The following is a 15,056-nucleotide window of genomic DNA, read 5'->3' on the forward strand; positions in this document are numbered from 1 at the left end:
CAATTCATGCGCGCGCTCGTAGCCGGAATGGTTGGCGAGCCGGCCGATGTCCTGCGGCTGGAATCCCGGCCTGTTCCCACTCCGGAGGCCGGTCAGGCGTTGATCCGCGTGAAGGCGACTCCGATTCACGCCAGTGATCTGCATGTGCTGCGTGGCCGCTACGGTTTCTCCCCCGAGTTTCCCACTGTCGGGGGTCACATGGAATGCGTGGGCCGTATTGAGGCCCTGGGCCCGGATACCGAGGGACTGGAGATCGGCGAGCGCGTGGTGGCCGTTGCCGTCCCGGCGGTACCCGGGCCGAAGGTGGCCGGTACTTGGCAGGAATACCTTGTCGCCGATGTACGAAGGCTCCTGCCGGTCCCCGACCGTCTGAGCGACTCCAGCGCCTGTCAACTCGCCGTCAACCCGTTGACCGCGCTGCTCCTGGTGACTCGCGAACTCGACGTACAGCCGGGTGAATGGTTGTTGCAGACGGCCGCTGGCTCCACCGTCGGCCGGCTCGTCATTCAGCTGGCCAGGCATCTGGGTATTCGCACGATCAATGTCGTGCGGCGGCGCGCTGCCGTGGAGGAGATCAAAGCGCTCGGTGGTGACGAGGTCATTTGCACCGAGGACGAGGACCTGGTGCAGCGTGTGGCCGACATTGCAGGACCGGCCGGCGTGCGCAAGGCCACCGACTGTGTCGCGGGCGACGTGGGTGCCCAGGTGTCCCAGGCACTGGCTCCGGGAGGAGAGGTCGTGGTCTACGGCGCGCTCTCCACCCATCGGCAGACCGACCCGGCAGCGCTGACGATCCCGCTGCAGGCACGCTCGGTCATCTACGAGGCCAAAGCAGTCCGTGGCTTCTGGCTGAACCGCTGGTTCGGCACTGCTTCACCCGAGGATGCGCTGCGCGCGCTGTCCGAGGTGCGCAGTCTCGTCGCTGACGCAGTGCTGAGCATCCCCCAAGGCCGGCCTTTCCCGCTCGAACGCTTCACTGAGGCCATCGCGTTCGCCGAAGCACCCGCGCACGGCGCCAAACCGCTGTTCGTCTTCGAAGGCTGAATCGCGACCTACTGGGACCCAGTCGGCATGATGTGCGTCCCCGAGTGGGGTGAGCCGTAGTTCACGCGGCAGCGAGCGGCGAACATGCGGAGACGGCCCCGGCAGCACAACCGGGGCCGTCTCCGGGCCGTCCCAGGGCAGCCGACAACGACCGACAACGAGCAGTAACAACGGTCGGATCGCTGGTCAGAGCCCTGTCAGGCTCCGGCGACCGAGGCCAGGTAAGCCTCGGTCTTCTCCGGCTCGTAGAAGAAGTCCTCGAAGTCGGCCGGGTCGTTGAACGCGTTGGCGAATCGATTCGCCACCGGTGGCAGCTGGCCGGCCGCGCCGATGAGGTTCAGGATGTGCTCCGGCGGCGGGGCCAGCATGGCGTTGGTCCACTTGGTGACATGCGAGGCGGTCGCCCAGTACCGGTCAAAAGTACTGCGCATCCACTCCTCGTCGAACGGCTTGTCCTCCCGCTCCAGGATCGAGGCGAGGTACGCGGCCGCGCACTTGGACGCGGAGTTGGAGCCCTGACCGGTGATCGGGTCGTTGGCGACGACCACGTCGGCCACGCCGAGGACCAGACCGCCGGAGGGAAGACGGCCGATGGGGTTGCGGACCGTCGGGGCGTAGCGGCCGGCCAACGTGCCACCGGCGTCGGTCAGTTCGACCTTCGTGGCCCGCGCGTACTCCCAGGGAGTGAACTTCTCCATGAGTTCCAGGGTCAGGGAGAGGTGCTCCGCCGGGTCCTTGACGCCGTTGAAGACGTCGAGCGGGCCGCCGGGTATGCCCTCCCAGAACAGGATGTCGGCGCGGCCGGAGGTGGTGAGCGTCGGCATGATGAAGAGTTCGCCGACGCCGGGGACCAGGTTGCAGCGGACCGCGTCGTACTCCGGGTGCTCGGGGCGGGGGCCGAGGCCGTGGACGTACGCGACGGCCAGCGCGCGCTGGGGCTCGGTGTACGGGGAGCGCTCCGGGTCGCGGGCGAACATCGAGACCAGCTCGCCCTTGCCCGCCGCGACCAGGACGAGGTCGTAGGTGCGGGAGAAGTAGTCGAGGTCGCCGACCGCCGCGCCGTGGATGACCAGCTGGCCGCCGCGCTGGGCGAAGGTCTCCATCCAGCCGGCCATCTTCACCCGCTGGTCGACCGACTGGGCGTACCCGTCGAGCCGGCCCACCCAGTCGATCGCCCGCTGGGTCGGACCGGGGTCGTGCGAGCCGGGGGCCGCGACCGAGACGCCGAGTCCTTCGATCTTCGGGGCCTGGGACTCCCAGAAGTTCAGCTGGAGATCGCGCTCGTGCTGCAGTGCCGTGTCGAACATGCACTGCGTCGACATGACCCGGCCGGAGCGGATCTCGTCCGCGGTCCGGTTCGACATCAGGGTGACCTCGTAGCCGTGCGACTGCAGGCCGAGGGCGAGCTGGAGTCCGGACTGGCCGGCTCCGACGACGAGTATCTTCCGCATGCGGGTGTGTCTCCTACGGGGGCTGGGGACTACTCGGGGGTTTCGTCCAGCGCGTGGCCCACCAGGGCCAGGAGGGTCTCGATCACCGAGATCCGGCGCCGCGCGTCCATGATCATGACAGGGATGTGCGCGGGGATCGTCAGGGCCTCGCGCACGTCCTCCGGCTCGAACAGCTCGCTGTCGTCGAAGTGGTTGACCGCGACGACGTACGGCAGTCCGCAGCTCTCGAAGTAGTCCAGTGCGGGGAAGCAGTCCTTCAGGCGGCGGGTGTCGGCCAGCACGACGGCGCCGATCGCGCCGCGCACCAGGTCGTCCCACATGAACCAGAACCGCTGCTGGCCCGGCGTGCCGAACAGGTAGAGCACCAGGTCGTCGTCGAGCGTGAGGCGGCCGTAGTCCATGGCCACCGTGGTGGTCAGCTTGCCGGGCGTGGCGGAGAGGTCGTCGGTGCCCACGCTCGCCTCGGTCATCAGCGCCTCGGTCTGCAGCGGCGTGATCTCCGAGACGGTCGTGACCAGCGTGGTCTTGCCGACGCCGAAGCCGCCCGCGACCACGATCTTCGTGGCGATGGGGGGCCGGTCCCGGTCCTTCTGCCAGGCCTTCAGATCCTCGTCGGGCTCGGCGAACCCGGCGACGAGGGGGGTGACGCCGGTGACGTCAGAGACGGCGGAGTCCACTCAGCACCCTTTCCAGCAGGACGCGGTCCGGACGGCCGGTGCCGTGACCGGTTCCGGTGCCGTACACACGGATCTTTCCCTGGTCCGCGAGGTCGCTCAGCAGGACGCGGACCACGCCGAGCGGCATCCTCAGCAGCGCGGCGATCTCGGCCACCGTGCGCATACGGCGGCACAGTTCGACTATGGCCCGCATCTCCGGCATGACCCGGGCGGAGAGCGGCGCACTGGTCAGCTCCCTGCGCTCCTCGGGGGCCTCCAGGGCGGCCACGAAGGTCTCCACCAGGAGGACGTGGCCGAAGCGGGTACGGCCGCCGGTGAGCGAGTAGGGACGGACGCGGGCGGGTTTGCGGTCGCCGCCGCGGACGGGGAGTTGCTGCTTCTTCGCTGTGCCGCTCACTGGGCGCTCCCGGTCGACTCGGCCTCCAGGGATTTCCGTAGCTCGCTGCGGAGTTCGGGGGTCAGGACGTGGCCGGCGCGGCCGACGAAGAGGGCCATGTGGTACGCCACCACGCTCATGTCGCACTCGGCGGAGCCGTGCACGCCGAGCAGCGAGCCGTCGCTGATCGACATCACGAACAGGCTGCCCTCGTCCATCGCGATCATCGTGTGCTTGACCCCGCCGAACTCCATGAGCCTGGCGGCGCCGACGGTGAGGCTGCCGATGCCGGAGACGATGGTGGCGAGGTCGGCGGAGGAGCCCTTGGGGCCCTTCGTCTTGACCTTCTGGCGGGACTGCTCGGTGTGGCCGGGGTCGGACGAGAGGAGCAGCAGGCCGTCCGAGGAGACCACGGCGACGGACTGGATGCCGGGGACTTCCTCGACCAGGTTGGTCAGCAGCCAGTGCAGGTTGCGGGCCTCACTGCTCAGTCCGAAGGTACTGGGCGCGGTCAACTGCTTGCCTCCTCGACTGTGCCCCCCGTGGTCTCTTCGGTACGTTCTGCGATCTCTGCCTCTACGTCCCTGTAGCCGGCCTGTGCTCCCTGGCGGAAGCCGCCGAGTCTCCTGCGGAGGGCTTCGGCGTCCACAGTGCTGGTCCGCTGACGTGGGGTGTGGGCGGGTGCGGTGATCCGGGGTGTGCGCTTGGGGAGGCCCTTGCTGGTGAGCGCCTCGGCTTCGCCATCGGCGTCGTCGTTCCCACCCGCACCACCCGCGCGGCTTTCGTCGTCGGGTGCGGGTGGCCCCGGTGGGGCGTCCTCGCCGTCGGCGACCGCGGGATCCGTCCTGAACTCCGCCGCGGGGTCCGTCGTCGGGTCCGCCGTCAGGTCCGGGAGCAGCAGCTCCATCGTCGTCTCGGCGAAGGTCTCCGCCGGCGCCTTCGGCCGGGTCGCCGACCCGGCCGCGCTCGGCTCGACCGCGTCCGCCCGCCCGTGAGTCTCCACGGTCCCAGGCTCCGGGTCGGCCGCACCCGCGAGCGTCCCGACGGGCGCAGGCTCCGGGTCGGTCACACCCGCGTACGCCTCCCCAGCCGCAGACTCCGGGCCAGCCGCACCCGCGTACGTCTCGCCGGCCGCAGACTCCGGCCCAGCCGCACCCGCGTACGCCTCCCCAGCCGCAGACTCCGGCCCAGCCGCACCCGCGTACGCCTCGCCGGCCGCAGACTCCGGGCCAGCCACACCCGCGTACGCCTCCCCAGCCGCAGACTCCGGGCCAGCCACACCCGCGTACGTCTCGCCGGCCGCAGGCTCCGGTTCCTCCGCCTCGCGTACCGCCTTCTCCGCCAGTGCCACCAGCGGGTCCGTGGCCTTGGTCTTCGGGCGGGCCGGGAGGACGTTGGAGTTGGCCTCGGCGGTGGCGCCGGGGAAGGAGATGGTCTGTGTGGTGTCCGAGGGTGGGGCCGCTGCCGTGGGGGCCTCGGTGAGGAGGGGCTGGGGGAGGACGACGACCGCCGCCACTCCGCCCTGCTTCTGCTCGCGCAGCTGGACGCGGACGCCGTGCCGGTGGGCGAGGCGGGCCACGACGTACAGGCCGAGGCCGAGACCGGTCTCGCCCTCCTGGTCGTACGGCGAGGCGGGGTCGAAGTCGGTCAGGCGGGAGTTCAGGCGGTCGAGGCGGTCGGCCGCCAGGCCGATGCCCTCGTCCTGGACCGAGAGCATGACCTCGCCGGATTCGAGCAGCCATCCGGAGACCTCGACCGGCATCTCCGGCGGGGAGAACGAGGTGGCGTTCTCCATGAGTTCGGCGAGGAGGTGGGAGAGGTCGTCGGCCGCGAAGCCCGCCACGTGCGCATGCGGGGGAAGCGCGGCGATGCGGACGCGCTCGTAGCGTTCGATCTCGCTGACCGCCGCGCGGACCACGTCGACCAGCGGGACCGGGCCGTGGTGCTGCTGGACGTGCTCGGTGCCGGCGAGGACCAGGAGGTTCTCGCTGTGGCGGCGCATGACCGTGGCGAAGTGGTCGAGCTTGAAGAGGGTGGCGAGCCGCTCGGGGTCCTGCTCGCGCTCCTCCAGGCCCTCGATGACCGCCAGCTGACGCTCGACCAGGCCCAGGGTGCGCAGGGCGAGGTTGACGAACGTACCGCCGATGCTGCCGCGCAGCCGCTCCAGCTGGGCGGCGGAGTCGGCGAGTTCGGCGCGCAGTTCCTCGCGGGCGTCGGCCATCTTCTGCCGCTGGCCCACCAGGTGCTTGCGGTCGGTCTCCAGGGTGGTGACCCGCTCGTGCGCGGCGGCGGTCTGCTCGTGCAGGGCGACCGCGTGTGCGTGCAGGGCGTTGACCGAGCGGACGACCTGGGCGAACTCGTCGTTGCGGCCGGTGAAGGTGATCGGTTCCTGGGTGACCGGGTCCGCGGCCTCGGCCAGGCGGGCGGAGCCGCGGCGCAGGACGGACAGCGGGCGGGTCAGGGTGCGGGCCATGGCGGTGGCGATGCCGACGGTGACCAGCATCAGGGCGCCGAGGACGGCGACGCGGATCTCCAGGGCGGTGACGTCGTCGTCCCGGAGCACCGCGAGGTCCTTGGTGCGGTGGTCGTAGAGGGCGGACTCGGCACCGCGCATCAGGTCGACGCGGGCGGACAGGGCCGCGTCCAGCTTCTTGGTGCTGGTGGCCGGCTCGCTGCCGGTGAGCGTCGGCTGGTCGGTGAGGGCGGCCAGGTACTTCTCCGCCGAGTTGACCTCGGGGCCGGTGACCGTGGAGTCGTACGAGGCCACCGCCGCCTTGGGGGCCGTCTCCCGGAAGTCGGCGAGGGCCGCGTCGGCCCGCAGCCGGGCCTGCTGGGCGGCGGCGGTGAGCGCGTCGCGCTGCTTGCGGTCCGCCTCGGTCGTGGTGGTGGTCGTGGTGGGCAGGCCGGTGGTGGGGCTGATCAGCGTCTGGGTGGTGGACGGGATGTTCAGCGCGGCCAGCAGCAGGCCGCGGGCGGCCGCGGACTGCTGGACGGCGGAGTCCAGTTCGGCGAGGGAGTAGGCGCCGGAGCCGGCCCGCGGGGGCAGCTGATCGGCCAGGTCGTCGGCGAGCCGGTGCAGTTCGCTGATGGTGGCCGAGTACGCCTGGTGGGTCTGCAGCGCGTTCGTCTTGCCGGTGAGGGCGGCGCGCCGGACGGCCGCGATGGCGTCGAGGTCGGTGCGCAGCGAGACCGGGGTGTCGGTGTCGGCGCGCAGGTCCTCGACCTGGCGGTCGACGCGGGCGCTGCGCTGCTCGGAGGGCGCCTTGGCCTTGGGGCGGCCGGCGGCGATGTAGGAGGTGACCTCGTCGCGTTCGTCGGCGAGCGAGTGGGCGAGCGCGAGCGCGTCCTGGGTGCGGGCGGCCAGCGTCACCAGGTCCTGGGAGTCGCTGAGGTCCTGGGAGGCGGTGAGCAGCGCGGGCGCCCCCGCCGCGGCGATGGCCGCGGCCACCACGGCCACGGCGATGATCAGCCGGGTGCGCACATGAGTGGGGCGGCCGGTGCCCACGGGGGTCTGCTCGGCGACCCCCTCGGGGGCCGTCTGCCTGCCTGTGCGCCGAGGCCGCTTCTTCTGCACCGGTGCTCGCAATCCTGAACTCGTCTACCCAAGGGCCCGGATGGCGCCCCGTGGTCTCGATGCCAAGTGGTGCGTACACCCGATTCGTACGGTTCCCGACCCTCCCAGCGCCGGTGGGCAGTGGTCGCGCATCACCTGACCCGCCACCCGAAGGAGTGAACATCGGAGGGGAGTTGGCGGGCAAGTTCCTGTGGCGTGTGCGGGACCCTTGTGCGGCGGGCCGGTTGGACGCGCGCGGCAGGCTTTGGCAGTATTCGCCAGCACGCCTTCCCGGAGTATGTCATTTGCTCCCAAAACAGGCGCCAGGCCTGCGGTGCCGTGCCAATTCGGCGGCGCTTGCCAGCCTTTGGCGAAGTCTGTGAAGGGGTCGTGCAGACTGGCCGAATGCGCACTGATCTGGTTTCCGAACCCGGCGACGCGACCCGCCCCAACGAGGACTTCGCGGGAGTCGGACTACCCGCGTCCGGTCAGGGGGGTTGTGTGATCTTGCTGGACGGAGTGACGCCGCCGCGGGACGGGACGGGGTGTCTGCATTCCGTCGCCTGGTTCACGGCGCGGCTCGGCGGCGCGCTGACCGAACTGACCGTTTCCGACCCAGATCTGACGCTCCCGGAGATTCTCTCGTGGGCGATTCACCGGACCGCGGAGGCCCACGCGCACACCTGTGAGCTTTCTCACCCGCGAACACCCCAGGCGACGGTGGTCCTGACCCGCTGGTCCGCCGAGACCCTGGAGTACCTGGTGCTGTCCGACTCGGTACTGCTCGTGCAGTCCCCCGACGGCACGGTCACCCCGGTCCTGGACGACCGGCTCGCCCGGCTGCCCCGCTCGGCCCTCGCCACCGACGCCCTGATCGACGCCAACCTGCGCAACAAGGAGGGCGGCTTCTTCACGGCCGCCGCCGACCCCTCGGTCGCCTCCCGCGCGGTCAGCGGCACCCTCCCCCGCCACGAGGTCCGGGCCCTGGCCGCGCTGACGGACGGCGCGACCCGCTGGACGGAGAAGTTCCACGAGGGCGACTGGACGGCCCTGTTCGACCTCGTCGCCAAGGAGGGCACCCGCTCCCTGGTCGACCGGGTACGGGAACTGGAGTCGGCGGACCGGGAGGAGCGGGCGTTCCTCGGCCGCAGCAAGACACACGACGACGCGACGGCGGTGTACGTCGAGCTGTAGGCCGCGCCGGCTACTTCTTCATGACCGTGTTCAACTGGTGCAGCAGCCGGGCCAGTTCGGCCACCTCGCGGCGGTCCCAGTGGGCGAGCTGGCTGACGTAGCGGGCGCGACGGGCCTCGCGGACCTTGCCGACGCGGCCGCGGCCCTCGTCGGTCAGGGTCACCAGCCAGGCGCGGCCGTCGGCGGGGTCGGGCTCGCGGGCGATCAGGCCCAGCTCCTCCAGGGCGCGCAGCTGGCGGGACATGGTGGCTTTGCCGACGCCGATGTAGGCGGCGAGTTCGGTGGCGCGCTGGCCGCCGAGTTCGTCGAGGCGGATGAGCAGGCCGTAGGCGGAGGACTCCAGGTCGGGGTGGACCTCGCGGGCCATCTCGCCCTGGTTGGCCCGGGCCCGCCTGAGCAGCACGGTCAACTCGCGCTCCAGCGCCAGGAATTCCTGGTCTGCACCACTCGGTGTCACCTGGCCGGTGACCCGATGTCCGTCGCCGTTTTCGTCCTCATGCACGTCAGCACCCCTGATCGGTTTCGCTGTCCTGAAAGTTTCTGTCAAACGCCGTCATTGCCGCAGCTCCGTAAGTATTTCGCAGGCGTAGACCAACGGCAGCCTCCGGACCCCCTTCCCACGCCTCATCTACGTGCGTAGCTTCTTCAGCAGGCAATCAATGGCATGCCCACGCCAGTGGATCAGCGGTCACTTCGATCAGCGGTCACTTCACGGTCCCCCCACCTCACTCCCCGGAGGCACGTCATGCCCGTGCACAGACCCGGTTCCCCCCGCCCGCGTCCCCTCGCCGTCCTCGTCACCGCCCTGCTCTCGGCCCTCTCCCTGGCCCTCCCCCTCACCACCGCCCAGGCCGCGAGCACGCCCAGCCGCGGATCGGCGTACATGGGCATGGGAGTCCTCGCCCACGACGGGCAGAACGGCACCCCCTCCACCGGTGACGCCACCCAGACCGAGGGCGTCGACGTCTCCGGCTACCAGGGCAACGTCGCCTGGAGCACCCTGTGGAACAGCGGCGTGCGCTGGGCCTACACGAAGGCCACGGAGGGCACGTACTACACGAACCCCTACTTCGCGCAGCAGTACAACGGCTCGTACAACGTCGGCATGATCCGCGGCGCGTACCACTTCGCGACCCCGGACACCACGAGCGGCGCCACCCAGGCGAACTACTTCGTCGACCACGGCGGCGGCTGGTCCCGCGACGGCAAGACCCTGCCCGGCGCGCTCGACATCGAGTGGAACCCGTACGGCGCCGCCTGCTACGGCAAGTCCGCCAGTGCGATGGTCAGCTGGATCGCCGACTTCCTGAACACCTACAAGGCACGGACGGGCCGGGACGCCGTGATCTACACGGCCACCAGCTGGTGGACCCAGTGCACCGGCAACTACGGCGGCTTCGCCACGAACAACCCGCTGTGGATCGCCCGCTACGCCTCGGACCCGGGGACGCTGCCGGCGGGCTGGTCCTACTACACGATGTGGCAGTACACGTCCTCCGGCCCGACCGTCGGGGACCACGACAAGTTCAATGGGGCCCTGGACCGGGTGGTGGCACTCGCCAACGGCTGACCCCCACTGTGCGTATCCGGCGGCCGTCTCCCCGGGGGCGGCCGCCGTGCGCTGCGTTGGTGCTCCGCGCCGGCCGGGATCATGCTGGTCAGGAGAGGAGCCTGCCGAGCAAGGGCGAGATGAGCGGCGATGGAGCGACAGTCGACGTACACGGCCACGGCCACCATCGATGAGCAGGGCATCCTGACCGGCTGGAGCGAAGGCGCCCAGCGGCTGCTCGGCCACGAGGCCTCTCAGGTCGTCGGACGGCCCGCGTCCGCGCTGCTCGCGGCCGAGGCCGGAGCGGCCCGGCGGACCCTGGCCGGGCGGGACCGCTGGAACGGCACCGTGCCGCTGCGGCACCGGGACGGCCGGCGGCTGGAGCAGGGGCTCCTCGCCCACCGCCGGACCTCGGGCACCGGGGCCACCGACTGGCTCGTGGTGACCGCCGTGGCGGACCGGCCGCAGCCGCCCCGGGGCGAACCGCTGGAGGAGTGGACGTTCATCCAGTCCCCCTTCCCGCTGGCGATCTTCGACACCGCGCAGCGCCTGATGCGCGCCAACCGCCGCCTGGAACGCGCCCTGTCCCTGCCCGAGGCGGCGATGCGCGGGCTGCGCCTGCCGCACATCGCGCCCGGTCCGGCGAGCGAGGAGGCCGACCGGACGATGCGCCAGGTACTGGAGACCGGCGAGGCCCGAGAGGTGCAGACCGACCTGGTCCCGGACCTCGGCCGGCCCACCGTCCTGACCCCGCTCAAGGACGGGACCGGCAGGGTGCGCGCCGTCTGCCTCGCCGCACACCGACGCGCCCCGGACACCGCCGCCCGGCAGGGCACCGAGGGCGAGACCGGCGCCCACGCGGGTGCGGTTCCCGACCTCGCGCGCGCCGCGCAGGACCTGGCCGAGGCCACGGTCCCCCGGCTCGCGGACTTCATGGCCGTGGACCTGCTCGACTCCCCGCGGACCCCGGCCGGCGCCGCCGACACGGGTCCGGTGGTCCTGCGCCGCGCCGCGCTGCGAGCCCTCCCGGAGGACGAGGGACGCGCGTCCGGGGCCCGGGTGGGCGAGGCGATCGCCTACGAGCCGGGTTCACCCCCGGCGGACTGCCTGGCCTCCGGCAACTCCGTCCTGTACGACGCCTCGGACCCGGTGGTCGCGGCGTGGGCGGCCGTGGACCCGGCGGCCGCGTGGCTGCGCGCGTACGGGACGCACGCACTGCTGCTGGTGCCGGTGCTCGCCGAGGGCTCCACGCTCGGGGTGGCCCTCTTCGGCCGCCACCGGCGCCCCGACCCGTTCGGTCCGGAGGATCTGCGGCTCGCCGAGGAACTCACCGCTCAGGCGGCCACCGGCCTGCACAGCGCCCGCCGTTACTCCCGCGCGCGCACCACCACCATGTCCCTGCAGCGCAGCCTGCTCCCGCACACGCTGCCCGACCAGGCGGCCCTGGACATCGCCACCCGGTATCTGCCCGCCGCCACCCGGGCCGGTGTGGGCGGCGACTGGTTCGACGTGATCCCGCTGTCCGGGGCGCGGGTCGCCCTGGTCGTCGGCGATGTCGTCGGCCACGGCATCCGCGCCTCCGCCACCATGGGCCGGCTGCGGACCGCGGTACGCACCCTGGCCGACGTCGACCTGCCCGCCGACGAGCTGCTCACCCACCTCGACGACCTGGTCCTGCGGCTGGCCGCCGACGAGGGCAGCGCCGACCCGGCCGCCGAGACCGCCGGGGGCATCGGCACCACCTGTCTGTACGCGGTCTACGACCCGGTCTCGCGCCGGTGCACGCTCGCCCGGGCCGGCCATCCGCCGCCCGCCGTGGTGACCCCGGACGGCACCGTCCGCTTCCTCGACGTGCCCGCCGGTCCGCCACTGGGGCTCGGCGGGCTTCCCTTCGAGGCCTTCGAGACCGAGCTGCCCGAAGGGAGCCTGCTCGCCCTCTACACCGACGGGCTGCTCGAGGCCCGCGACCACGACATCGACGAGGCGCTGGACAAGCTGTTCAGCGCGCTCGGCCGCCCCTCGCCGACCCTGGACGCGGTGTGCGACCGGGTGCTGACCGAGCTGCTGAGCCACCGCCCCGAAGACGACATCGCCCTGCTCATCGCCCGCACCCGGGCCCTGCACGCCGACCGGGTCGCCGCCTGGGAGCTGGACAGCGACCCCAGCGTGGTGGCCCGGGCCCGCAAGCACACCACCGAGCAGCTGAGCGTCTGGGGGCTGGACGAGGCCGCCTTCACCACCGAGCTGATGGTCAGCGAACTGGTCACCAACGCCATCCGCTACGGCCGCCCGCCCATCCAGCTCCGGCTCATCCACCAGGACTCCACCCTGATCTGCGAGGTCTACGACTCCAGCGGCACCACCCCGCACATGCGGCGCGCCCGGATCTTCGACGAGGGCGGCCGGGGCCTGCTGCTCGTCGCCCAGCTCGCCAAGCGCTGGGGCACCCGCCACGACCGGGTCGGCAAGACCGTGTGGGCGGAGCAGTCACTGACCGGGTTCTGACATGGGGCTGCCCCGCCGGGAGGGGCGGGGCAGTCCGGGTCTCGCTCTGCTCAGTTGTCCGGGTCTCGCTGTGCTCAGTTGACGACCACGTCCGGCGGGGCGGGCGCGTCGGGGGCGGTGCCGCCGCCGCTGTCATGACCGGGGTTCGGCGCAGCGGGTCCGGAATCGGCCGGGGGGTCGGCCGGAGAGGGCTCCGGGGTGGGCGACTCCGGGGTGGTGGTGCTGCCGCCGGTGTCCCCGCCCGAGGGGTCCGGCTTGTGCTCGGGGCACGGCGGGCCGTCGCTGCCGTTGGTGCCGGTGCCGTTGCGGCCGTTCGTCCCCTTGCCGCCGCAGGAGCCCCTGCCCCGGCCGCCGGAGCCGCCGGTGCCCGTACCGCCCGGAGCCGTGCAGACCGTGGCGTCGCCGCCGGTGCCGTTGCCGCCGTTGCCGCCCGTGGCGTTGCCGGCGCTGCAGGTGTCGTGGTCGCCGTGGTGTCCGTCCCCGTGATCACCGTGCTTCTTGTGGTGGTCGTCCTTGTGGTGGCCGTCGCGCTTCTTGTGGTCCTTGCTGCCGTGGTCGTCGTGCGACTCGGAAGCCGTCACGCTGTGCGACGCGGGGGCGGCGAAGGCTGCGCCTGCGGGGATCAGGACTGCGCCGAGGGGGAAGAGGAGGGAGGCGGCGGCCACGGCCAGGCTGCTCTTGCGGACGTTGCGGGTCATGAGGGGTGCCGTTTCGTGAGGGGGGTCGGGGTTGCGGGGGGATTCGTGGCCGGGGGTCGGGTGGCGCGGTCGCCGACCGCGCCACCCGGGTCCGCCGTCGCTCACTGTCTGCTGTCAGTGAGGTGGGCTTCAGTTGGAAGTGGCGTCACCACCGTTACCGCCGGTCGCGTCCCCGCCACCGTTGCTCGTGGCGTTACCGCCGCCACCACCGGTCGCGTCGCCGCCACCGTTGCTCGTGGCGTTGCCACCGTTACCGCCGGTCGCGTCGCCGGCACCATTGCTCGTGGCGTTACCGCCGCCACCACCGGTCGCATCTCCCTTGCCATTGCTCGTGGCGTTACCGCCATTACCGCCGGTCGCGTCGCCGGCACCATTGCTCGTGGCGTTACCGCCGCCACCACCGGTCGCATCTCCCTTGCCATTGCTCGTGGCGTTACCGCCATTACCGCCGGTCGCATCGCCGGCACCATTGCTCGTGGCGTTACCGCCGCCACCACCGGTCGCATCACCCTTGCCATTGCTCGTGGCGTTACCGCCATTACCGCCGGTCGCATCACCCTTGCCGTTGCTCGTGGCGTTGCCGCCCTTACCGCCGGTGGCGTTGCCGTGGTCCTTCTTCTTGTGGTCCTTCTTGTGGTGGTCCTTCTTGTGGTGCTCGTCCTTCTTGTCGTGGTGCGTGGTCGCCATCGACACGGTCGCCGAGGCCGGCATCGGGCTCGCCGAGGCCGCAGCGGCCGGGAGAACGATTCCGCCGGCGACGACCACGGCCGAGGCGACGATCGTCGAGAGACGGAACCCACGCTTGGGACGGACGATCTCGCGGTTCTCGTTGGTGCGCTTCATGACTTTCTCCTACTTGATTCAGGGCCCTTTTTCGGTTTCCGGTTTCTCCGGTGGGGCCGTGCTTCAAGTAGGCCGGAATGCCAGAACGGGGTCACGTTCCGAGGACTCGGGACTTGACGAGAAGGGAAACGCCCGGTATTTAGGCGGGCGCCTATGACTCCGGTCCCTTGAGGACCGGGCCGGCCCAGGCGGGCGGGGCGGGCACCGGCTCGGCGGCGGGGAGGGTGCCGGCCGCACGGGCGTCCACCAGCGTGGGCGTACGGCGCTGCGGGCGGGAGTCGGCCAGGGCGGCGCGCAGGGCCGAGACGAACTCCAGGCAGGTGCCGTAACGGTCGTCCGGGGCCTTGGCCAGCGCCTTCTGCAGGATGTCGTCGGCGGCCGACGGGATCCCGGGCCGTTCCTCGCTCAGCAGGGGCGGTGGGTCGTACTGGTGCGCCCACAGCAGCTCCAGGTCGTCGTCCCGCCGGAAGGGCGGGGCGCCCGCCAGGGTCTCGTAGACGACACAGGCCAGGCTGTAGAGGTCGGACCTGCCGTCCACGGGGCGGCCCGCGACCCGCTCCGGCGCCACGTAGTCGAGGGTGCCGACGAACTCGCCCGCGGTGGTGAACCCGGTCAGCGACAGGGACTTCTTCGCCAGCCCGAAGTCGGTGAGGTAGACGTGCTCCGGGTGGTCGCTGTCGATGCCCTCGGCGACCAGGACGTTGCCGGGTTTGACGTCCCGGTGCACCAGATCGTGCTCGTGGGCGGCGTCGAGCGCGGACGCCAGCTGGGCGGCGATGCACAGCGCGGCCGGTACGGGCAGCGGGCCGTCGCGGTCGAGCACGGCGCGCAGGTCCAGCCCGTGGACGTAGCACATCGCGATGTACAGGATCCCGTCGGTCTCGCCGGCCTCGAAGACGGGCACGATGTGGGGGTGGTCGATGGCGGCGGCGATCCGCGACTCCTGGTGGAAGCGGCGGCGGAAGGAGTCGTTGCGGGTGTACTCGGGCGCGAGGAGTTTGAGGGCGACCGTGCGGCCGAGACGCAGGTCCGTGGCGCAGTAGACGACGGCCATGCCGCCGCGGCCCAGCTCGCGCTCCACCCGGTAGCCGGCGATCTCCGTCCCGATCGGGCCGGAGGGTTGCACCACCTGCCCACTCACGCCTGAATTCTATCCAGTTGATCCA

The 15,056-nt window shown here is 71.6% G+C and carries 13 protein-coding genes; 4 read left to right on the forward strand and 9 right to left on the reverse strand.

Annotation, left to right across the window (positions count from 1 at the left end):
* Window positions 1-6: 6 nt before the first annotated feature.
* Window positions 7-1,044 carry a zinc-dependent alcohol dehydrogenase family protein gene (locus CRP49_RS05770; protein ID WP_097257211.1) on the forward strand — a complete coding sequence of 346 codons (1,038 nt, stop codon included), beginning with the start codon at window positions 7-9 and terminating at the stop codon, window positions 1,042-1,044.
* A gap of 197 nt (window positions 1,045-1,241) precedes the next feature.
* On the opposite strand, the gene CRP49_RS05775 is transcribed toward CRP49_RS05770, so the two are convergent.
* The 5 genes from CRP49_RS05775 to CRP49_RS05795 are packed head-to-tail and all read right to left on the reverse strand — an operon-like array spanning window position 1,242 to window position 7,122.
* A complete protein-coding gene (locus tag CRP49_RS05775; protein ID WP_097252439.1) occupies window positions 1,242-2,495 on the reverse strand; it encodes a styrene monooxygenase/indole monooxygenase family protein in 1,254 nt (417 codons plus the stop codon).
* 29 nt (window positions 2,496-2,524) lie between these two features.
* On the reverse strand, window positions 2,525-3,172 hold the full coding sequence (locus CRP49_RS05780; protein WP_097252440.1) for an ATP/GTP-binding protein: 648 nt from the start codon (window positions 3,170-3,172) through the stop codon (window positions 2,525-2,527).
* Window positions 3,153-3,569, reverse strand: a complete 417-nt coding sequence (locus tag CRP49_RS05785) for a DUF742 domain-containing protein (protein WP_094216137.1) — start codon at window positions 3,567-3,569, stop codon at window positions 3,153-3,155. The genes CRP49_RS05780 and CRP49_RS05785 overlap by 20 nt, the downstream gene beginning before the upstream one ends.
* Window positions 3,566-4,063: a roadblock/LC7 domain-containing protein gene (locus tag CRP49_RS05790; protein ID WP_097252441.1), complete on the reverse strand. Its 498-nt coding sequence runs from the start codon at window positions 4,061-4,063 to the stop codon at window positions 3,566-3,568. Before CRP49_RS05790 ends, CRP49_RS05785 begins: the two co-directional genes overlap by 4 nt.
* A complete protein-coding gene (locus CRP49_RS05795; RefSeq protein ID WP_179851516.1) occupies window positions 4,060-7,122 on the reverse strand; it encodes a nitrate- and nitrite sensing domain-containing protein in 3,063 nt (1,020 codons plus the stop codon). The genes CRP49_RS05790 and CRP49_RS05795 overlap by 4 nt, the downstream gene beginning before the upstream one ends.
* 384 nt (window positions 7,123-7,506) lie before the next feature.
* On the opposite strand from CRP49_RS05795, the gene CRP49_RS05800 reads away from it, so the two are divergent.
* Window positions 7,507-8,295 carry a protein phosphatase 2C domain-containing protein gene (locus CRP49_RS05800; protein WP_097252442.1) on the forward strand — a complete coding sequence of 263 codons (789 nt, stop codon included), beginning with the start codon at window positions 7,507-7,509 and terminating at the stop codon, window positions 8,293-8,295.
* Between the two features lie 10 nt (window positions 8,296-8,305).
* Here the strand turns inward: CRP49_RS05800 and CRP49_RS05805 are convergent, their stop codons facing one another.
* Entirely contained in the window at window positions 8,306-8,797 is a 492-nt protein-coding gene (locus CRP49_RS05805) for a MarR family winged helix-turn-helix transcriptional regulator (RefSeq protein WP_097252443.1), read from the reverse strand.
* A 243-nt stretch (window positions 8,798-9,040) separates the two neighbouring features.
* On the opposite strand from CRP49_RS05805, the gene CRP49_RS05810 reads away from it, so the two are divergent.
* Both CRP49_RS05810 and CRP49_RS05815 read left to right on the forward strand, forming a co-directional pair.
* On the forward strand, window positions 9,041-9,865 hold the full coding sequence (locus CRP49_RS05810; RefSeq protein WP_097252444.1) for a lysozyme: 825 nt from the start codon (window positions 9,041-9,043) through the stop codon (window positions 9,863-9,865).
* A gap of 129 nt (window positions 9,866-9,994) precedes the next feature.
* Window positions 9,995-12,349 (forward strand): SpoIIE family protein phosphatase, encoded by a 2,355-nt coding sequence (locus CRP49_RS05815; protein ID WP_097252445.1) that lies wholly within the window; start codon window positions 9,995-9,997, stop codon window positions 12,347-12,349.
* A gap of 74 nt (window positions 12,350-12,423) precedes the next feature.
* Here CRP49_RS05815 and CRP49_RS05820 read toward each other — a convergent pair whose 3' ends face one another.
* From CRP49_RS05820 to CRP49_RS05830, 3 genes are all read right to left on the reverse strand, one after another.
* Window positions 12,424-13,047: a hypothetical protein gene (locus CRP49_RS05820; RefSeq protein ID WP_097252446.1), complete on the reverse strand. Its 624-nt coding sequence runs from the start codon at window positions 13,045-13,047 to the stop codon at window positions 12,424-12,426.
* 129 nt (window positions 13,048-13,176) lie between these two features.
* The gene (locus CRP49_RS05825) at window positions 13,177-13,890 is read right to left on the reverse strand and encodes a hypothetical protein (RefSeq protein WP_097252447.1); all 714 of its coding nucleotides are present in this window, start codon (window positions 13,888-13,890) and stop codon (window positions 13,177-13,179) included.
* Window positions 13,891-14,041: 151 nt separating this feature from the next.
* Complete coding sequence (locus CRP49_RS05830; protein WP_257033314.1) at window positions 14,042-15,031, reverse strand: serine/threonine-protein kinase; 990 nt, start codon at window positions 15,029-15,031, stop codon at window positions 14,042-14,044.
* Window positions 15,032-15,056: the final 25 nt, after the last annotated feature.

The organism is Streptomyces sp. Ag109_G2-15 (assembly GCF_900215565.1).
GTDB lineage: Bacteria > Actinomycetota > Actinomycetes > Streptomycetales > Streptomycetaceae > Streptomyces > Streptomyces diastatochromogenes.